Source organism: Pseudomonas sp. Sample_22 (assembly GCF_004307635.1).
Taxonomy (GTDB): Bacteria; Pseudomonadota; Gammaproteobacteria; order Pseudomonadales; family Pseudomonadaceae; genus Aquipseudomonas.
Genome location: NZ_RCNY01000032.1, coordinates 233,308 through 254,629 on the forward strand (window position 1 = coordinate 233,308; position 21,322 = coordinate 254,629).

The window sequence follows — 21,322 nt, forward strand, 5'->3', positions numbered from 1 at the left end:
GCGGTCGCAAATCGGCAGGCAAGGTGTGCCAGAAAGCACCGGGTTGCAGATTTCACGACTGCTGCGCAGCCGAACGGGAGCAAGCTCCTTCGCCGCATGAGCCTCGCTCCTACAATAAAGACAATAGGGGTCGTCATGGATCAACCCAATGTAAGCCCGCAACGCAGTTACACTCGTGGTTCCCAGGACAAAGCCTTGCTGGCGATGACTATCGGCCAGGCGTTCGATAATACGGTCGCGCAGTACCCGGCCGGGGAGGCGCTGGTCGTGCGCCATCAACAGTTGCGCTACACCTGGCGACAACTGGCGGACGCCGCGGACCTGCACGCCAGGGCATTGCTGGCATTGGGGCTGAAGGCCGGTGACCGCCTCGGCATCTGGGCGCCGAACTGCGCACAATGGTGCATCACGCAGATCGCCACGGCGAAAATCGGCGTGATCCTGGTCAACATCAATCCTGCCTATCGCAGTTCCGAACTCGAATACGTATTAAAGCAATCAGGCTGCCAATGGCTGGTGTGTGCCGGCGCGTTCAAGACCTCCGACTACCACGCGATGTTGCAAGGTCTGGTGCCGGAACTGGCTGAACAATCCATCGGTAAGCTGAGCTGTGAAAAACTGCCGGAGCTGCGCGGCGTGATCAGTCTGGATGCTCAGCCGCCCAGCGGTTTCCTGCCGTGGTCGCAACTGGCTGATCTGGCGGGCAGTGTGTCGGCCGAGCAACTGCGCGAGCGCCAGGACAGCCTGCATTTCGATCAGGCGGTCAACATCCAGTACACCTCTGGCACGACGGGTTTTCCCAAGGGTGCGACTCTCAGTCACTACAACATTCTCAACAACGGTTACATGGTCGGCGAGAGCCTGGGCCTGAGCGCCGCGGATCGCCTGGTGATCCCGGTGCCGTTGTATCACTGCTTCGGCATGGTCATGGGCAATCTCGGCTGCATCACCCATGGCAGCACGATGATCTACCCCAACGATGCGTTTGATCCGCTGTTGACGCTGCGCACCGTCGCCGAAGAAAACGCCACGGCGCTGTACGGCGTGCCGACCATGTTCATCGCCATGCTCGATCAGCCGCAGCGTGCCGAGTTCGACCTGTCGAGCCTGCGCACCGGGATCATGGCCGGGGCGACGTGCCCGATCGAAGTCATGCGCCGGGTCATCAGTGACATGCACATGAACGAAGTGCAGATTGCCTACGGCATGACGGAAACCAGCCCGGTGTCGTTGCAGACCGGCCCTGCAGATGACCTGGAACTGCGCGTCACTACCGTCGGCCGCACCCAGCCGCAGCTGGAAAGCAAGATTATCGACGAAGCAGGCAACCTGGTTCCGCGCGGCACCATTGGCGAGTTGTGCACCCGTGGCTACAGCGTGATGCTGGGCTATTGGAACAATCCGCAAGGCACCGCTGAAGCCATCGATCAGGCGGGCTGGATGCACACCGGCGATCTGGCGAGCATGAATGACGAAGGTTACGTGTGCATCGCCGGACGTAACAAGGACATGATTATTCGCGGCGGCGAGAACATTTATCCGCGAGAGCTGGAGGAATTTTTCTTCACTCATCCGGCTATCGCCGACGTGCAGGTCATCGGCATCCCTTGTTCCCGTTATGGCGAGGAGATAGTCGCCTGGGTCAAATTCCACCCCGGGCACAGCGCTACCGAAGAAGAGCTGAAAGACTGGTGCAAGACGCGCATCGCGCATTTCAAGACCCCGCGGTATTTCAAGTTTGTCGACGAATTCCCAATGACCGTGACCGGCAAAGTCCAGAAATTCCGCATGCGCGAAATCAGCATTGAGGAATTGGCCATTCCTTGAAAACGGGCGCATCAAATATTGCTGGAAACGTCATCGGTGCCGTTTGCCGATGACGTTTCGGGTTTCAAGTCCGTGGTTTTCGAGAGGGTGGTAACTATATATATTTCACATTCGATTAATGGTTTTTGTTCGAGGTTGTTTCTTCGGGTGCTTGCAGTTTTTTAGTCTTTTTTAGCGCCGTGAAGGCGCGTAGTTTTTCTGCCTGGGTATTTTATTCAAGGCGGAAATACGATGACACAAACATTGGCTGACGTGGGCAATTGGCAAGAAAAGCCCGAAGTAATTGGCGACAAGAGCATTCATATAGACTTTATAGAAAACAGTCTGCCGGAGTGGTTGGTGCGCAGCCCTCTGCACAGAATCGGCGCTCTGAAACACGCCCGATTGGAGATTCCGCAATGGTACAAGTCTGCATCAACGGACCAGCATCAGGCAGTGGCCAGCGCTCTGAAAGAAAGCTGGGATTCACAAAATGCTATCGATGAAATCGTAACCAGCCAAGAGAATGTCTATGCATTCGGTAAACGATTACTCCAAGCCAGGTTGAAATCCAGATACGGTATTGAAGAAGACGTCGAACAGACGTTTGTACGTCTTTATTGGCGCAAAGGACACATCGTCCACGGCTTCAAGATTCGTACAGTTTCCTTGTTGGATGCGGCACTGCATAACTTCGCAAGTTCCGAAGTTTTTCACTCTGATTCGATGTTCATCACTTCTCCCGACGCCCGTGGTCATTTTGATGTAAAGGGCGCGACGCTTGGGGCGATGGGGATTGCGCAGTTTGTGGAACTTTGCCGAAATCTGGATATTGGCGCCAGGCACAGTCGATATCTCAGAAGTTTGTTGCTTCCTCTGGATGGCTTGGGTGAGCGAATACTTCAACGGAAAATCATCAAAAGTCAAAAAGCCGCAATGAGCACTGCGGCGCACCTCGCGTTGATGAAACGGGACATTGATGAGAGTGCCCACGCGGTGGTCATGGGCATCATCAACGAACAGCGCAATGTGTATTGGGCTGGCAAGAGAATAAGCACTTACAACCTGGAAATGCTCGGCGTAGTGCTGAGCCAGATTGTCGTCATTAGCGCCACAGAGCGTTCCTCAAACCATCTTGATCCTGTCATTGCCTACGTTCCCCATGATCCCGAACATCCGCTGAAAATGTATGCATCGGGAGCAGACTTTACCGGCGAATTGATTCGCCAGTTTCGCGACAAACCTGCACCTGGACGGCAAGGCACTGCGCTCAGCGTGACCTCCGCCATACAGCAACCTGCCCGGGCTGAAAGTTATCAACATTTCTTCACTCAATTTGTTCCGCACAAGCAGCGAGGGCATTTTCTCGCACTGCTCAATTATCGCCTGCGCGGGATTAAATGGCATGAAGTGCAACCGGGTGAGGGGCAGCCTGCCTGGCGCGAAGAGGACATCGCTCAGCCTAATCTGGAATATAAATTTCACCCGTTCGAGGCCGACACCGAAAATCGCTTTGATGGCAATGTCTGGCCATACCTCTATCGGATGTCGATCAACCGGGTTCTCAACGACGCCCGCGAAATTGCGATATCCACGGCCTACGCTGACCGGATGGCGCGCTGGGACTGGTGGGACAACCTGGAAAAGTTAGCTTCCCAGGCGCTCAATGTGGCGCTGCTGGTGGTAACGCCGTTTGTGCCGTTTCTAGGCGAGTTGATGATGGCGTATACCGCCTATCAACTGACCAGCGACATCATCGAAGGCGTCATGGACCTGGCGCTGGGACTGGGCACCGAGGCCGCCGAACATTTGGTCGGGGTGGTGGAAAGTGTCGTTCAACTGGGGATGTTTGCCGCGGGAGCAGAGATCGGGAAGTTGATCCTCCCCAAGCTTTCGCCTGTCATCGAACAGGCCATTGTTGTCGAGTCGCCGAAAGGTAAAAAGTTGTGGTATCCAGATCTGGATCCCTATACCCAGCGCAACCTGGCGCTGCCGGAAAATTCCACACCGGACGAATTGGGGATGCATCGTCACCAAAACAAGAAAATCCTGCCCCTCGATGGCAAGCATTTTGAACTCAAGGATGAGCCCCAGACAGGACACTACCGATTGCAGCACCCTGATCGAGCCGAGGCTTATCAACCGGTCGTCAGGCATAACGCGAACGGTGCACTGGTCATCGAGGGCGAAAAGCCCAGGTCCTGGGATGAGCAAACCCTGATGCGGCGACTCGGGCCAACGGTTGCGCCATTCAGCGACAGCGAGCTAGCGGACATTCGTGCCATCAGCGGCACCGATGAAGGAGAATTGCGCAGGATCTACACCCGGAATGAGCCCGCGCCGCCTCTGCTGGAAGACACCATCAAACGCTACAAGGTGCTGGAAGACATCGATCTGACCAAAGCTCGGATTCGCGCGGGGCAACCCATGGATCCTTCGTCTAACTGGTTTGCACAGTTGGTGACCGATTTTGACGGATGGCCGAGTGACAGAGCGTTGGAGGTCTTTCAACAATCCGATCTGAACGGACCCTCGCACAAATACGGAAAAGCCGATGCCAATGCGGACAATACCCTCAGGATCAGCCTGGCCGATGTCATGAATGGACAGTTGCCGGAACGCGTGGTGAATTTTCTCCAAGAGGGCGAACTGAGGGCGCTGCTGGGAGGGGAGTTCTCCCGGGACCAACAGGTGCAACAACTGCGCAATCAACTGGCTGATCACGTTGAGGGGAGGCGAGGCAGTGTGTTCAATAATATCTATCGTTTTCGCGAGCGACCTGGCAATACGAATTCCCGGCTTGTGCAACGTGAGTTTCCGAACCTTCCGCGCAGCGTCGTCGAGCAAGTGCTGGCGCGTGCCGACGCGACCGAGCAAGCGGTGATGATCAACGAAGGCCGGATGCCGTTGCGGCTGAAGAACCTCGCTCGCGAACTCGAATTTGAAGCCCGTGCCGTCCGTGCTTACGAAGGCTTTTTTCAGGATGCGTTGTTCACACCAGAAACCGAAAAGCTGAACCTCAGGGCGCTCGCCGTCTACAGCGATGCATTGGCTGATTTGCGAATCGAAATTCACTCCGGCACCTGGGATGGACCTTTGCGCAACAGCGTGGGGGCTGAAAAGGCTTCCACACTCAAGCATTTGGTGCGCGACGAGAACGGCCTTTACGAAGTCTGTGATGCGCAAGGTCGCAAGCTGCGGGACGCCACTGATTTTTTTGAGGCGATTTTATATGCGCTGCCGGCACAAGAAAGGGCTCAGTTGGGCTTGCGTCCGGGCCAGGGGCCGCGGCTCAAACAATGGCTGATGGAAAAGTTGCTGCCGCCCACTGAGCGTCGAATCGCTCTGGCTGAACCCCCTGTGCGCATCACGCCAGACCTGGAGGACGCCAGCTTACTCAAGGGACCGGTCTACAGCAAAATCAGTAAATGGCATCAGGACCGGGTCAGGGAGCAACGACTGCGGGCGCTGTATCCGGGTCATAGCCCTGAGGAATTGAACGCGGTCGTGCAGGCCTTGAGCACCGATACGTCAATCACTCTGGAAATGCTCGAACAGGAGAAGCTGCAGTTGGCAAGCCAATTGAACGGGTGGGAAAGATCATTCCGGGACAGCGGTTTCTGGCCTGAAACGCGTCGCCGGTTTTGCACCGAACTGCTCAAGGCCTGGGAGTCGCCGTCCAGAGTGTTCAGGGACGAAACCGGTGATCGGCGATTCGGTGTCAGGCTGCAGGTGCCGAATGTTGAGATGGATTTACTGTTGCTGGAGTTTCCGCAGTTGACGGCTAACTTCCGTAAGGTGACCAGCCTGAATCTGTCGGGTCGCAATTTCAATCAGGCTCACAACGCTTTTCTGGAGTTGTTTCCCAAACTCGAGGCGCTCGGTTTGGCGGGCAATGAACTCGAACGGGTGCCCGATGCCGTCGCAAAACTGCGTAACCTGCAACATCTGGATCTTTCCTCAAACCAAATTGCACTGTCTGCGCAAGACGTGGCTCAGCTCAGGGAATTGCGGCGTTTACGGGAGTTGCGCCTCAACGGCAACCCGCAGTTGACGGCTGTGCCGGACATCAGCCAGATGCCGGATCTGCGAGAACTCGACCTCAGTGGCACCGGTGTACAAGACTGGCCGGTCGGCCTCTTTGCCAGTCCCCGTGATCAGTCATTCCGGTTGGAATTGAACAACACCGCGATCAAACACATACCCGAAGTTGCACCGGGCTCCGCCAAAGCAGAAACCATTGCTCGCACCAGGCTCGATCGTAAAAAGCTCGAGTTCGATGATCAGGCGCGTTTTGCAGACTACAGGGAATCAGTCGGGCTGGACCCTGAACGCACTTACGAGCCCAAGGGGGACAGCAGTTTCTGGCTGGAGGAGGTCGACGTCGCCGAACAGCCAGAACTCCAGGAACTCTGGGATAGCGTTGAGCGTGAGCATGGCTCCCAAGGTTTTTTCGAGGTGATCAAGCAGCTGGAGGAATCCGAGCATTTCGAGACGATCGAAGACCAAGAGGCTTATGAGGACAATCGGGACGACCTTACTCGTCGCGTCTGGCGCATGCTCGAAGCCGTTTCCTATGATGATGTGTTACGCGATCGATTGTTCAAGAACGCGAGCTTTCCAGGGCTTTGTGCGGATGGGGGCGCGGGAATCTTCAATGATATGGGGATCGAGGTGCTGGCGTCGGAGCACAATCGATACTTCCTGCCCGAGCAACGGGAGCTCAAGCAGGCGGTGTTGGCCAAAGGCGCAGCGCGTCGTAAACATCTCGACGAAGTCATCAAGGGCGATATTGCCCACCGCATCAAGCCGGTTGCAGAAGGCGGGTTGGGGCAGCACTTCAGAGGGCAGATGGTCGATGGCGTGCCTGAAAGACGAGGTTTGCTTGAGGTAGAAATCTATCTCGCCTATCACACCCGGCTCGCAGACGCTCTGGATTTGCCCTGGTTATCCGAGCACATGACATACCGCCGACAGGCGTTGGTCACCCAAGCCCAGATTGATGCTGCCCAAGAGACGGTGCTGGTCATGGGGGAGGGTGACGGCCTGGTCAACAAGATGTTGCTTGAACCCTACTGGGAAAACTGTTTGAAGGAACAGTACAGCACTCAATTACAGGCTTACAGTGAACGTTATGACCAACAGTACGAATCGCTTGATGATTTGCTGTCGGCTCATGACGATTGGATAAACGCACAGCATCAGGCGCCTGAAAGCAACGCGCAACTCAAGAGCCGTCTGGAGACGCTGGCCCTGGAGCTGAGTGATCTTGGTGTTACCCAAGCCGAGATATTGAGCACTGAGCCCATCTCGCAAACGCGCTCCAGCGAACTTCTCAACAAGCTGGGTTATCAACGCGACGAACTGCTGCGCCAGTTGACACGCGACGCATTAACGCGCGCCAAAGGGGTCAGGAATCGCGACTAGGCAATAAAGATTCAAGTGATGGATTGTTCAAAGTGAGCCCGGGCGTGTTTTGCCGGTGCTTCAGACAAGGTTGCATTGTGCTGAAAAGCACAAAGGGGAGCCGAAGCTCCCCTTTAATTTTCGTTGCGCGTGCTCTTTTTTTATTATTGAGGGGCGGTCTGTTTTTGTTTTTGGCAACCGTTGCCCTTTACCGCTGTTTTTGGCGATCCCCATCCGGGATCAAGAGCAAACGTATTTTTTTGAGCGCTGATCTACTTTCTCGCCAAGCGATCCAACCAGTTCGGGAGCTACCTGAAGGTAGTTTTATTTTTCTCTGCCCGGTTGCGGGTTACTCCGAAAAGCACCCTGAAAAGCACATCTTCTCCAAAAAAATCTGTTAGCTGCGTCTCTGCCGTGTTGTTTTTGTTATGTCAGAGTCGTTACGTCTTGTTTTTATTAGGGTTGCCGCAATTTTTTTATTCTTGTTGTGCGATAGAGATAGCAGGAGCCGTGCCAACTTTTGAAAACCCTTTAAAATCAATAGTTTGAGTTTTATGTAAGGTTTTTCGCTTCAGGCTGATCCCTACATTTTGTTTCCGTGTTACTCGAATGTGCCCACGCTTCAGCTGTTGCGGTAACACCCGGACACATTCCCCCCACTCATTGTGCGCTGCGAGCTTTGGCCACTCGCGAACCTGTAGGGCGCCCAAGCACAGCGCAAATCTGCTGGCCGGCCAGGATCAACGCGTCCAGGTCAATTCCGGTTTCGATACCCAAGCCATTGAGCAGGTACACCACATCCTCGGTAGCGACGTTACCGCTGGCGCCCTTGGCATACGGGCAGCCACCGAGACCGGCGATGGAGCTGTCGAACACCGAGATGCCTTCCAGCAGGCTGGCGTATATGTTGGCCATGGCCTGGCCGTAAGTGTCGTGGAAATGCCCGGCCAGTCTGTCCCTTGGCACATCGGCCGACACCACTTCGAACATTCGGCGAGTCGCGCCAGCGGTGCCGGTGCCGATGGTGTCGCCCAGCGATACTTCATAGCAGCCCATGGCGTAGAGCTCGCGGGCTACCAAAGCGACCTGCTCCGGCGCCACGTGGCCTTCATAGGGGCAGCCCAGCACGCAGGACACGTATCCGCGCACGGTCACGCCGTGTTGCCTGGCCGCCTCCATGATCGGCACGAAACGCTCCAGGCTTTCGCTGATCGAGCAATTGATGTTGCGTTGGGAAAACGCTTCGGAGGCTGCCGCGAACACCGCGACTTCCTTCACTCCGCTGGCCATGGCGTCTTCAAAACCGCGCAGGTTGGGCGCGAGGGCGCCGTAGGTAACGCCCGGCTTGCGCTGGATCCGGGCGAAAACCTCAGCGGAACCGGCCATCTGTGGCACCCACTTGGGTGAAACGAAACTGCCGACTTCTATATAGCCCAGGCCTGCAGCCGTGAGGGCGTCGACCAGTTGCACCTTGTCGGCGACGCTGATGGGTTGGGCTTCGTTTTGCAGACCGTCGCGGGGGCCGACTTCGACCAGGCGTACGTTGGAGGGAAGGGACATGGGGATTCGACCTGTTGTATTTGTTTTGAGGCTACAACGATCCTGTGGGAGCGGGCTTGCCCGCGATGACGGAAGATCAGTCAGCATCAATGTTTAATGTCATGCCCTTATCGCGGGCAAGCCCGCTCCCACAGGGAATTGTGGCGGGTTATTGAATCGATTCCTGGCTTTTGAGGGTTTGCTCCAACGCCTGCACGCAGCGTTCTTCGGCGGTATCAAGCTCCAGCTTCATCTGTTCGATGTCCAGTAATTGCTGCTCCAGCTGTTCCCGACGCTCGCTGATTTTCGCCAGCATGCTGTGCAATTGCTTGGTGTTACCGCTGGACGGGTCGTAGAGCTCGATCAGTTCGCGGCATTCGGCCAGCGAGAAACCGATACGCTTGCCCCGCAGGATCAGTTTCAGGCTGACCTTGTCACGGGGCGAATAAATGCGTTCCTGGCCACGGCGCTCGGGACTGAGCAGGCCTTGCTCTTCATAAAAGCGAATGGCGCGGGTGGTGATATCGAGCTCACGGGCGAGATCGGAAATGCTGTAGGTCTGGCTGCTCATGGAGGCGCTCGCAAAAGGTCATGGCGCTAAGCTAATGGCAGGTTGACGTTTACGTCAAGGGGCAGGTTTTTTCACTGTCCTTGCTGGCCCCATCGCGAGCAGGCTCGCTCCTACAGGGGGATCTGTGTTGAGCACGAGAATTGTGTTCAATGAAAATCGAATGTAGGAGCGAGCCTGCTCGCGATGAGGCACCTAGGTATCAAGCCCTACACTTTTTCAAGCTTTTTCTCCTGCGCCGTCACCTGCTGGCACAACTCGATCATCTGCTCGCGCATCCAGCGGTTGGCCGGGTCCTGGTCGGTGCTTTCGTGCCAATAGAGGTGGGTTTCCACTGGCGGTACACCGTTGACCGGCAAGTTGAAGGCCTGCAGATCGTTACGTCGGGCGAAGCGTTCCGGCACCGTCATGACCATGTCGGTCTGCTGCATCACCTGTGATGCCATCAGGTAATGTTGCGAGCGCAGGGCGATTTTGCGCTGGATGCCCATTTTGCCGAGGGCCAGGTCGACATAGCCCAGGCCGCTGCGACGGCTGGAGATATGGATATGGGTCAGGCCCAGATACTCATCGAGCGTCAGTTTTTCCTTGCCAGCCAGTGGGTGGCCCTTGCGCATGGCGCAGACGTAGTGATCTTCCATCAACTTGACGTGGCGTACCTGGGGGTCGGTGTTCAGTGGAGCGTCCACCGCGAAATCAAGACGACCGGCCGCCAGTTCCTTGGTGGTTTCCCGGCGTTTGGACAGGAAGCTTTCGATGATCACCGTTGGTGCCAGGCGACGCAGGCGCTGGAACAGCGGTGGCAGGATCACCGCTTCGGTGAGGTCGGTCATGCTGATGCGGTAGGTCTTGTTCGCCTGTTGCGGGTTGAAAATGCGGCTTTCCTGTACGGAGATGCGCAGCAGCGACAGGGCGTTGCGCACCGGCCCGATGATGTTCTGCGCCATCGGCGTGGGCACCATGCCCTGGGCGGTGCGCACGAACAGCGGGTCATTGAAGGTCTCGCGCAACCGCGCCAGTGCGTTCGACACCGCCGGTTGGGTAATGCCGACGATCTGCCCGGCACGGGTCAGGTTGGCTTCGGTGTAGATCGCGTCGAAGACGATGAAAAGGTTGAGGTCGACCTTGCTCAGATTCATTACGCGGCTCTCTTATTGTGTTGGCGGACTGACCGTGAAGATCAGTCGATCATATATCGGTGATGAATGTTTATACACGCCGAGAATAGGCTAGGTAAATTATCAACGCTGTTCTAGCATCGATACATGACTTAAAACAACCTCCCCCAAGAAGGTATCTCGCTCATGGATTTCGCTTATTCGCCCAAGGTTCAGGAACTGCGTGAGCGCGTAACAGCGTTCATGGACACCTACGTCTATCCCGCCGAAGCCGTGTTCGAGCGCCAGGTCGCCGAAGGCGATCGCTGGCAGCCGACGGCGATCATGGAAGAACTCAAACTCAAGGCCAAGGCTGAAGGCCTGTGGAATCTGTTTCTGCCTGAGTCCGAGCTCGGTGCCGGCCTGACCAACCTCGAATACGCGCCATTGGCGGAGATCATGGGCCGCTCGCTGCTGGGGCCGGAGCCGTTCAACTGTTCGGCGCCGGACACCGGCAACATGGAAGTGCTGGTGCGTTATGCCAGCGAAGAGCAAAAGCAGCGTTGGCTTGAACCGTTGTTGCGAGGCGAGATCCGCTCGGCGTTCGCCATGACCGAACCGGACGTCGCGTCCTCCGATGCCACCAACATGGCAGCCCGTGCCGTGCGCGATGGTGACCAATGGGTGATCAATGGCAAGAAATGGTGGACGTCGGGTGCCTGCGATCCGCGCTGCAAGATCCTGATCTTCATGGGCCTGAGCAACCCCGATGCGCCGCGTCATGCCCAGCACTCGATGATTCTGGTGCCGATCGATACCCCCGGTGTGAAGATCGTGCGCCCGCTGCCGGTGTTCGGTTACGACGATGCGCCTCACGGTCACGCCGAAGTGCATTTCGAAAACGTGCGGGTGCCGTACGAAAACGTCTTGTTGGGCGAAGGACGCGGCTTCGAAATCGCTCAAGGTCGCCTTGGCCCGGGCCGAATTCACCACTGCATGCGTTCGATCGGCATGGCTGAACGTGCGCTGGAACTGATGTGCAAACGCTCGGTGAACCGCACCGCGTTCGGCAAGCCGCTGGCCCGCCTGGGCGGCAATATCGACAAGATCGCCGACTCGCGGATGGAAATCGACATGGCGCGTCTGCTGACCTTGAAAGCGGCGTACATGATGGACACCGTCGGCAACAAAGTGGCGAAAAGCGAGATCGCGCAGATCAAGGTCGTGGCGCCGAACGTGGCTTTGCGGGTCATCGACCGGGCGATCCAGATGCATGGCGGGGCAGGGGTTTCCAACGATTTCCCGTTGGCTTACATGTACGCCATGCAACGCACCCTGCGCCTGGCCGACGGCCCGGACGAAGTGCACCGTGCAGCAATCGGCAAGTTCGAAATCGGCAAGTACGTGCCGAAAGAGATGCTGCGTAGCGGGCAGTAAGAACGCGGCGCCCTCAATCGCCAGCAGGCTGGCTCCCACAGGTTCAGTGTGATCCCTGTGGGAGCCAGCCTGCTGGCGATGGCGTCAGCCCATTCAGCACATCACCATCGGATTCAATACACCCAAACCTCAACCCGCCGATTCTTGATCCGCCCTTCATCCGCATTGTTGGCTGCTACCGGCATCTCGGCGCCAAAGCCGCGAACCTCGCGCAGTACCACGCCACTCTTCACCAGCTCCCGGCGTACCGCCATGGCGCGCAGTTTCGACAACAGGTCGGCACGCGCCGGATCGTCCTTGGCATCGCCAAACCCTACGAGTGTTACCTGGCGATCAGTTTTGTCGTGCTGCTCTATATAGTCGAGTACCCGGGACAAGTCCTGCCTGGCCTTGCTGTCGAGATTGGCGCTGCCTTCGTCGAAGCGGAAATTCACCGACAGCCGTTGGGCGTGGCGGCTGAGTGCCTGATAACCCTCGGGCATCAAGGCATTCGGCGAGACGGCCATGGCTTGGACGGTCTGGGCGATAAAACCGCTGGCAGCGACAATCGCCTGGCCTTTGCTGCTTTGAGCGAACGTCACCAGCGCTTGCGCCCAAGGATTTTCTCCAGTGGGTGGCAAGTAAAAGAACAAGCGGCGCGACAACGGATAGTCTTCCGTGGCGATCAGGTTATTGAGCGGCAGCATGGCCTGGGATTGACCATCGACAATCGCCACCGCTTTGGCTGATCGCACGGAGGGCAGGCCAATGAAACCGATACCTTGTGGGTCCGCACTGACCGCATCGGACAGCTGTTCACTGGATTCAAAGCGTTTCGCCGTACTGCTGAGTTTTTTCCCACGACTGCTCAGGAGCAATTCCTTGAAGGTGTCGTAGGTGCCCGACTGATCATCGCGGGCATATAGATGAATCGTCCCGCCGCTGCCGCCGAGTTCTTCCCAGGTTTTCACTTCGCCACTGAAAATCCGCGCCAGTTGCCCGGTGTCCAGTTGATTCAACGGGTTTTGCGGATGAAGGATAATCGCCAGGCCATCGATGGCGATGACTTGCTCGGCGCCGGGACTTTTCAGGTCGCCGAAAGATTCGAGGCTCAGCCATTCACTGTCCTTGATCGGTCGCGAAGAGGCCGCAAGGTCGGCGCTGCCGTTTTTCAGTGCAGCAAAACCGGTGCTGGAACCATGGGCCGCCAGTTCGACTTCGACCCGGTGCCCTTGAATGGTTTGACCGACGATGCGCAATTCATTGGCATTGTCCGGCGTTTCGCGGTGAATCTTGAGCAAGCCCTGTTCGCGCAGCAGCCCTTCGACCAGCGCCGGCCCCAATGCCGCACCAATGGTGTTGGAACCCTGGATGCGCAACACCGGGCCATGGTCAGGAACCGGCAACGCGCCGGCCATGGCCGTGTGCGGCAAGCCGATGCACAGCATCAACAGGAACAATACGCGCAGCGTCATGCCGGCACCTTATATAGCCGAAGGAGGTGCCGGGAGATTAAGTCAGAAAGGTTTCTGAAATATGACGCTTTCCAGTGTGGGAGCGGGCTTTGCCTGGATTTCAGGGATCAGCTCAGCTCAAGCCAGATCGGCGCATGGTCCGAAGGTTTTTCCATGCCGCGCAGTTCGTAGTCGACGCCCGCGGCCTTGACCCGTGGCAACAGGCCATGGGACGCGAGGATCACGTCGATACGCAGGCCACGCTTGGGTTCGTCTTCAAAACCGCGGCTGCGGTAGTCGAACCAGCTGAAGACATCCGCCACATCCGGGTTCAGGTGACGGAAGCTATCGGTCAGACCCCAGTTTTTCAGGCGGGCCATCCACTCGCGTTCTTCTGGCAGAAAGCTGCATTTTCCGGTTTTCAGCCAACGCTTCATGTTGTCCGGGCCAATGCCGATGTCGCAGTCTTCCGGAGAAATGTTCACGTCCCCCATGACCACCAGCGGCTGCTCATTCTTGAACTGGTTTTCCAGCAGTAGCTGCAAATCGCTGTAGAAACGTTGCTTGGCCGGAAACTTGGTCGGGTGGTCGCGGCTTTCTCCCTGCGGGAAATAGCCGTTCATGATCGTCACCGGCACGCCATTGGCATCGGCGAAGGTGCCCCAGATAAAACGCCGTTGCGCGTCTTCTTCGTCGGTGGCGAAACCTTTATGCAGGGCCAGCGGCTCCTGGCGCGAGAGCAGGGCGACACCGTAATGACCCTTTTGGCCGTGGAAATACACGTGATAGCCCAGGGCTTTGACTTCTTCAAGCGGGAACTGGTCGTCGTGGACCTTGGTTTCCTGCAGCCCGATCACATCCGGCTGATGCTTTTCGATCAGCGCCGCCAGCTGATGGGGACGGGCGCGCAGCCCGTTGATGTTGAAGGAGACAATCTTCATGGTCGGCAGTCCTGGCAAAAGGGCGATGCTAGCTGACCTGTAGGAATCGGGCCAGTGGCAGGGAAGGGGATTTACCGTGTTCTGTCAGATCTTCGTCGGCAGTTCTGGCCCCATCGCGGGCAAGCCCGCTCCCACAGGTTTCGTGGCTGACGCAAATTTTGTGGGCGACAAAACCCACTGTGGGAGCGGGCTCGCCCGCGATGGGGCCGGTACAGTTCCCACAATGAACGAGTCTGGTCTATACCTGTGGGGGAACTGTGTCGTCGCCCAAAGGCTCGTACCTATAAGAGCGCAGCCATCCGAGCTGTGCCGGGGAGAACAACCGTCATGCCCGAAACCGCCACCGCCATCGCCGATATCCACATGCTCGACAGCGGCTATTCCCGCGAAGCGCGATCCCTGTTGTATCAGGCTTACCGGCACGAGCCGACCTTTGGCTACCTGTTCGAGGCCGAGCGCCCCGGTTATGAACAGCGGGTTCGTGCGACCGTGCGCGAACTGGTCAAGCAACACTTTCTGCAGGATTTGCCGGCCATCGGCCTGCTGGTCAATGACCGCTTGATCGGTATCGCCCTGATCGCACCGCCCCAGCGACGGCTGGGCATCACCGAGAGTTGGGCCTGGCGCTTGCGCATGGTGCTCAGCACCGGATTCCGTTGCACCCGGCGCTACCTCGAATATCACGATGCCGTGGCAGCGTGTTCGCCGTCCGATTCGGTTCACGTCTTGCCGTTGCTGGGGATTCATCCGCAATTCCAGGGCAAACACTTCGGTGAGCAATTGCTGCAAGCGGTGCACAACTGGTGCGCGGTGGATGAAAACTCCCAGGGTGTGATCCTCGACACCGGCAACCCGCGTTATCTGGAGTTCTACAAGCGTCAGGGTTATGAGGAAATTGGCGAGGTGGCCGTTGGGCCGATTCGCGAACATGTGTTTTTTCACGCCAACCCACAGGTGGTGCAGAGCGCAACCGCGTAAGGTCGAACTTTGCGCGACCTCCAGGCTCTATCACGCTCCCAAGCTCGTGATAGCATCCGCGCCTATGAAGTTTCCAGGAAGAATTACCAGTGGCGTGCTGATGCTGATCACCAGCTGCGCGGCGCTGGCGCAAAGTGAATTGGATGTGCGGATCAAACCGTCCAACGATGAACTCAAAGCCAATATAGAGGGCTATATCGGCAGCCTCGGCGATCGTGACGAAGAAGCCTTGCTGCGCTTCAGTCGCGGCGCCGAGGAGCAGGCGCGCAAGGCTGCCCAGGCTTTGGGTTATTACCAGCCGCAGATCGACAGCGACGTGAAGGGCGGCGACAAACCGCGCCTGATACTCAACATCGACCCCGGCGAGCCGGTGCATTTGCGTAATGTGACCATCCGCATCGACGGCCCGGCGGCCTCGCTGAAATCCTTTCGCGTTCCGCAAAACCATGCGCTGCAAACCGGCGCCGTGCTCAATCATGGTCAGTACGACAACGCCAAGCGACTGATCCAGAATCAGGCTTCGCGGTACGGCTTTTTCAGCGGCCATTTCACCCGTTCGAAACTGTCGGTCGACCCGCGTGCCGGCGTGGCCGATATCGAATTGATCTATGACAGCGGCCCGCGCTACTCGCTGGGCAAGGTCAAGTTTGAAGGCGACACGCCGTTCGATGAAGATCTGCTGCAACGCATGGTGCCGTTCAAGGCCGGAACGCCCTACGATTCCGAACTGATCGCCGAGCTTAACCAGGCACTGCAATCGAGCGGCTATTTCGAGGGCGTGCGGGTCGATGCGGCGCCGACAGCGTCCAGGAATGAAGTGATTCCAGTGGACGTCAAACTGGAAACCCGCAAGCCACGCACCATGGGCCTGGGCCTGGGTTATTCCACGGACGTTGGTCCGCGAGTGAAGGCCAACTGGACCCGGCACTGGGTCAACCCACAAGGCCACAGCTACGGTTGGGAAGCAGAAGTTTCGGCGCCTCGGCAAAACGTCGGCTTGTTCTACGACATTCCGCTGGACCCGCCGCTGACCGACAAACTGCGTTTCGCCGGTGGTTACCAGAGCGAAGAAATCGCCGACAAGGACAGCCTCAGCAAGTTGCTGACCGTCGGCCCGGAATGGCACAGCAAGCTGCCCAGTGGTTGGCAACGAGTGGTTTCGCTCAAGTGGCAGCGCGAGGAATACCGGCTCGGTGACGACTCCGGCCTCAGTACCCTGTTGATGCCGGGCGTCAGCTATTCGTACCTCAAAAGCGACAACCGCATCGACCCGCACAACGGCTATCGCCTGCAATTCGAAAGCAAAGTGGCCAAGGAAGGCCTGGGCTCGGACAACAACTTGCTGTACGGCACCGCACTGGTCAAAGGCCTGACCACCGTCTTCGACAAGCACCGCTTGCTCGGTCGGGTGCAAGTCGGTGGCAGCGCCACCAATGGCTATAAGTCGATACCGCCGTCGCTGCGCTTTTTCGCCGGTGGCGACCAGAGTGTGCGGGGTTACGACTACCAGAGCCTGTCCCCGGAAAATAATGAAGGCGACCGCATCGGCGGCCGCTACATGGTCGCCGCCAGCGCCGAGTACCAATATTCCGTCGCTGAAAAATGGCGGGTCGCAACCTTCGTCGATCAGGGTAACTCCTTCAATACGCTCGAACTGCCAAACCTCAAGACCGGGGTCGGTATCGGCGTGCGCTGGGTGTCTCCGGTGGGGCCGATCCGCCTCGACCTAGCCCATGCGCTGGACGACGATGGCGGTATCCGATTGCACTTCTCCATGGGGCCTGAGCTGTGAAGCGTGTGTTTGTGAAGCGTGGCTTGAAAGTCACGCTGCTGGCCGTTCTGGCGCTGCTCATGTTGCTGGTTTTGACCCTGGGCACAGTGCTGGGGACGGCGACGGGCAGCCGCTGGGCGCTCGGTTTTGTGCCGGGGTTGACCCTGGATAATTTCCACGGGCGCCTGGGCGGACAGTGGAGCGCCGATCGTGTGTCATGGCAGCAAGACACCAGCCGGGTTGAGCTGAGCAAAGTCATCTTCGCCTGGTCGCCCCTGTGCCTGACCCGCATGACCTTGTGCATCGATCAACTGCAGGCTGATCAGGTGAGCCTGCAGTTCCCGCCGGGTGAGCAAGAGCAGGGCAGCGGGCCGATCAGCCTTCCGGATCTGAAACTGCCGGTGGCGCTCGAACTGGGCGATATCCAAGTCGGCAGCCTGCTGTTCAACGGCAGTGAGCAACTCAAGGGGTTGCAGCTCGCGGCGCACTGGACCGAAAAGGGCATGCAGATCGACTCGGTGAAAGTGCAGCGTGACGATCTGAGCCTGAACCTCTCGGGGCATCTGCAGCCCGGTGGAAACTGGCCGCTCAACGCCGAAGGCCAATTGACCCTGTCGACCCCTGCGCCCTGGACGTTGGCGTTGAAGATCAATGGCGACCTACTGAAAACCCTGAACCTGAAAGCCGACAGCAGCGGCTATCTCAACGGGCAGCTGTCCGGCGAGCTGCAACCTCTGGTGGAAAACCTGCCGGCCAAGGTGCGCATCACCGCCGATGGCTTCAAACCGAGTGCCGATCTGCCGGACACCTTGCAACTCAACCAACTGGAACTCACCGGCGCGGGTGACCTGAAAAACGGCTATGCGTTGATTGGTAGCGCGACGCTGCCCGCCGAGCAAGGCCCGGTCGCGCTGACGTTGCAGGGCAAGGTCGACGCCAACGGTGCGCAGATCGCTGCACTGGACCTGACGGCCAGCGACAAGCAAAGCCTCAAGCTCACAGGGCAACTGGACTGGAGCAAAGGCCTGAGTGCCGAGGCCAAAATCGACTGGCTGGATTTCCCCTGGCACCGCCTCTACCCGCTGATCGACGAGCCGCAAGTGGCCCTGCGCAGCTTCAACGGTGAAGTCTCCTATACCGATGGCAAATATCTCGGCAACTTCAAGGCTGCGCTCGACGGACCGGCCGGTGCGTTCAGCCTGACCAGTCCGTTCGCGGGAGACCTGACGAAAATCTATCTGCAGCAACTGCAACTCACCGCCGGGCAGGGCAAGGCCGAAGGGCACCTGAACCTGCAATTTGCCGATGGCATCGCTTGGGACACTGCGCTGGACCTGTCGGCGATCAACCCGGCGTACTGGGTCGCGGAGTTGCCGGGAACATTGGCCGGGCCGCTGCGCAGCAAAGGCGAGATGAAAGATGAAAAGCTCAGCCTCAGCGCTGACCTCGATCTGAAAGGAAAATTGCGCGGCCAACCGGCGGTGCTGCAAGCCAAGGCTGACGGCGCCGGCGAGCAATGGAACCTCAACACCCTGCAGATTCGCCTCGGCGACAACAGCATCAATGGCAAAGGCAGTCTGCAACAGAAGCTCAGTGGCCAGATCGATATCAAGCTGCTGCGCCTGGCCCAGCTGTGGCCGCAATTGCGCGGGCAGCTCAATGGCCGGGTCGATGTCGCCGGCACGCTCAAGGCGCCGCAGGGCAAGCTCGGATTACAGGGCTCGCAACTGGCTTTCGAGGACAACCGCCTGCAAAGCCTGAATCTCGATGCAACCCTAGACAGCGCCCAGCGGGCGAAAATCGACCTCAAGGGCAGCGGCATCCAGGCGGGCGATACGTCGCTGGGCACCCTGGTTGCCAGCGGTCAGGGCGATATCAGGAACCAGAAACTGAGCCTCGACTTGCAGGGGCCGAAACTGAAGCTGGCCCTCGGCCTCGACGGTGCGCTGGACAAAGGCAACTGGCGCGGACGCCTGGCCAGTGGCGATATCCAGGCCGGTGGTCAGGACTGGAAGCTGCAAGGTCCGGCGAAACTGGAGCGCCTGGCGGACGGCAAAATCAACTTCGGCGCTCATTGCTGGGCGTCCGGCCCGGCCAGCCTGTGCGGCGAAGACCAGCGACTGATGCCTGAACCGAAGCTGCGTTATCACCTCAAGCAGTTTCCAATCGAAAGTCTCGCGCAATGGCTGCCCAAAGACTTTGCCTGGCAAGGGCGGCTTAACGCTGACGTGCAACTGGACCTGCCCGCCAGCGGCCCGAATGGCGTGATCAGCATCGATGCCAGTGGCGGCAACCTGCGTGTGCGCGAGAAAGACCAATGGCTGGACTTCCCTTACCAGACCCTCAAGCTCACCAGCAAACTCACACCCAAACGCATCGACACCGACCTCAATTTCGTCGGCGGCAAGCTCGGTGAATTGATGGTGCAGGCTCAGATCAATCCGTTGCCGAAGAACAAGCCGCTGACCGGTTCGTTCCGCTTGAGTGGCCTGGACTTGTCGGTGGCGCGTCCCTTCGTGCCGATGGTCGAGAAACTGACCGGGCGCCTCAATGGCAGCGGCACGATTTCCGGGGGGCTGCTGACACCGCTGGTCAATGGCAGCCTGTTGCTCAGCGACGGCGAGGTGTCCGGCCCCGAGTTGCCGCTGGAAATTCAAGCCTTGCGGTTGCAGGCGGTGATCGCCGGTGAAACCGTTCAGCTCGACGGCGGCTGGAAAAGTGGCAAGACCGGGCAGGGCAGTCTGAACGGCAACATCGCCTGGGGGCAGGCGCTGGAAGTGGATCTGGCGCTCAAGGGTTCGCGATTGCCGGTCAGCATCGAACCTTACGCCAAGGTCGAAGTGGCGCCGGATCTGACCATCTCGATGAAGGGGGACGAACTGGCCATCGCCGGTAAAGTGCAGGTGCCCAAGGGCGACATCACCATTCGCGAATTGCCGCCGTCGACGGTCAAGGTTTCCGATGACACGGTGATCGTCGGTCAACAGACGGAAGAGGGCAAACCGCCGCTGGCGATGAAAATGGACATTGATGTGGTGGTCGGTGAAGAAAAACTCAGTTTTTCCGGGTTCGGCCTGACCGCGAATGTTCAGGGGCACGTGCACATCGGCGACAACATGGACACCCGTGGCGAGCTATGGCTCAACGACGGCCGCTACCGCGCCTACGGCCAGCGCCTGTCGGTGCGTCGGGCGCGGCTGTTGTTTGCCGGTCCGATCGACCAGCCGTATCTGGACGTCGAAGCGATTCGCCAGACTGACGACGTAATCGCCGGCATCCGCTTGAGCGGCAGCGCTGAACAGCCGACCACACAGATTTTTTCCGAGCCGGCCATGAGCCAGGAGCAGGCGCTTTCCTATCTGGTGCTGGGGCGTCCGCTGAGTACCAACGGTGAAGACAACAACATGCTTGCCCAGGCGGCGCTTGGTCTGGGTCTGATGGGCAGTTCGGGGGTCACTGGCAGTCTGGCGAAGAATCTGGGAATCGAGGATTTCCAGCTCGATACTCAGGGCAGCGGTAACGCCACCAGCGTTGTGGCCAGCGGGAATCTTTCGGAGAAGCTCAGTTTGCGCTATGGGGTTGGGGTGTTTGAGCCGGCTAATACCATTGCCTTGCGTTACAAGCTGAGCAAGAAGGTTTATCTGGAAGCGGCGGGTGGGGTGGCGAGTTCGCTGGATATCTTTTATAAGCGGGATTTTTAGACTAGGCGGCCTAGTAGCCGACCTGGTTCTTGGTTGGTTGAGTACATATCCGTTTCTTCGGTAACGGCTGCTGGCGGTTTCGCCCTTACGGCGAGTCCCTTTTTCAAACGCCAAAAAGGAACCAAAAGGCTCGCCCCTTACGTTCGGCCCCTCGCTAGGGCTCGGGGTACCTTCGTTCCGGCATTCATCCGGGGGCATCGCCTCCGGTCTGCTTCGCGACGACCTCCTCTCGATGTGTGCGGCTGCGCCGCACGGCGCTACGCGCCCACCCCCGGATAAACGCCTCCACTCAGCCTGCCGAGGGGGCGGGTGGATCAAGATCAAAAGCTGCAGGCGAGCTAACGCTCGGCCTGTTGAGTGGTGAGAAGCAACGGCGGTTGTATGGTGTTCTACTTTTGCTTTTGCTTGCTTTTGCCCTTCTGTGGGAGCTGGCTTGTCGGGTCGCCGCATCGCAGCGATGGCGGCCTGCCAGCCAACCAATTTCTGCCAGATGTCCTCTGTCCCTGTGGGAGCTGGCTTGCCAGCGATGGCGGCCTGCCAGCCAACCAATTTCTGCCAGATGTCCTCTGTCCCTGTGGGAGCTGGCTTGCCAGCGATGGCGGCCTGCCAGCCAACCAATTTCTGCCAGATGTCCTCTGTCCCTGT

Annotated in this window: 11 protein-coding genes; 6 read left to right on the forward strand and 5 right to left on the reverse strand. The window is 58.3% G+C overall.

The window, feature by feature from the left end; genetic code table 11:
- Positions 1–135 precede the first annotated feature (135 nt).
- Together D8U73_RS09085 and D8U73_RS09090 are read left to right on the forward strand one after the other, a co-directional pair.
- The gene (locus tag D8U73_RS09085; RefSeq protein WP_130904284.1) at positions 136–1,827 is read left to right on the forward strand and encodes an AMP-binding protein; all 1,692 of its coding nucleotides are present in this window, start codon (positions 136–138) and stop codon (positions 1,825–1,827) included.
- A 231-nt stretch (positions 1,828–2,058) separates the two neighbouring features.
- Entirely contained in the window at positions 2,059–7,233 is a 5,175-nt protein-coding gene (locus tag D8U73_RS09090; protein WP_130904285.1) for a DUF6543 domain-containing protein, read from the forward strand.
- Positions 7,234–7,872: 639 nt separating this feature from the next.
- On the opposite strand, the gene D8U73_RS09100 is transcribed toward D8U73_RS09090, so the two are convergent.
- From D8U73_RS09100 to D8U73_RS09115, 3 genes are all read right to left on the reverse strand, one after another.
- The gene (locus D8U73_RS09100; protein ID WP_130904287.1) at positions 7,873–8,772 is read right to left on the reverse strand and encodes a hydroxymethylglutaryl-CoA lyase; all 900 of its coding nucleotides are present in this window, start codon (positions 8,770–8,772) and stop codon (positions 7,873–7,875) included.
- A gap of 148 nt (positions 8,773–8,920) precedes the next feature.
- Complete coding sequence (locus D8U73_RS09110; RefSeq protein WP_007980992.1) at positions 8,921–9,322, reverse strand: MerR family DNA-binding transcriptional regulator; 402 nt, start codon at positions 9,320–9,322, stop codon at positions 8,921–8,923.
- A 206-nt stretch (positions 9,323–9,528) separates the two neighbouring features.
- Complete coding sequence (locus D8U73_RS09115; RefSeq protein WP_056854645.1) at positions 9,529–10,458, reverse strand: LysR family transcriptional regulator; 930 nt, start codon at positions 10,456–10,458, stop codon at positions 9,529–9,531.
- A gap of 165 nt (positions 10,459–10,623) precedes the next feature.
- On the opposite strand from D8U73_RS09115, the gene D8U73_RS09120 reads away from it, so the two are divergent.
- Positions 10,624–11,853, forward strand: a complete 1,230-nt coding sequence (locus D8U73_RS09120; RefSeq protein WP_130904288.1) for an acyl-CoA dehydrogenase — start codon at positions 10,624–10,626, stop codon at positions 11,851–11,853.
- A 113-nt stretch (positions 11,854–11,966) separates the two neighbouring features.
- Here the strand turns inward: D8U73_RS09120 and D8U73_RS09125 are convergent, their stop codons facing one another.
- Together D8U73_RS09125 and xthA are read right to left on the reverse strand one after the other, a co-directional pair.
- Positions 11,967–13,307 carry a phosphate ABC transporter substrate-binding/OmpA family protein gene (locus D8U73_RS09125; protein WP_130904289.1) on the reverse strand — a complete coding sequence of 447 codons (1,341 nt, stop codon included), beginning with the start codon at positions 13,305–13,307 and terminating at the stop codon, positions 11,967–11,969.
- A gap of 107 nt (positions 13,308–13,414) precedes the next feature.
- Positions 13,415–14,227, reverse strand: coding sequence for an exodeoxyribonuclease III (xthA, locus tag D8U73_RS09130; protein ID WP_130904290.1), 813 nt, complete (start codon positions 14,225–14,227; stop codon positions 13,415–13,417).
- A gap of 327 nt (positions 14,228–14,554) precedes the next feature.
- Between xthA and D8U73_RS09135 the strand changes: the two genes are divergently transcribed.
- The 3 genes from D8U73_RS09135 (at position 14,555) to D8U73_RS09145 (ending at position 20,677) form a co-directional block, all read left to right on the forward strand.
- A complete protein-coding gene (locus D8U73_RS09135; RefSeq protein ID WP_056854641.1) occupies positions 14,555–15,205 on the forward strand; it encodes a GNAT family N-acetyltransferase in 651 nt (216 codons plus the stop codon).
- Between the two features lie 64 nt (positions 15,206–15,269).
- On the forward strand, positions 15,270–16,997 hold the full coding sequence (locus D8U73_RS09140) for an autotransporter assembly complex family protein (RefSeq protein WP_130904291.1): 1,728 nt from the start codon (positions 15,270–15,272) through the stop codon (positions 16,995–16,997).
- An 11-nt stretch (positions 16,998–17,008) separates the two neighbouring features.
- On the forward strand, positions 17,009–20,677 hold the full coding sequence (locus tag D8U73_RS09145) for a translocation/assembly module TamB domain-containing protein (RefSeq protein WP_130904293.1): 3,669 nt from the start codon (positions 17,009–17,011) through the stop codon (positions 20,675–20,677).
- Positions 20,678–21,322: the final 645 nt, after the last annotated feature.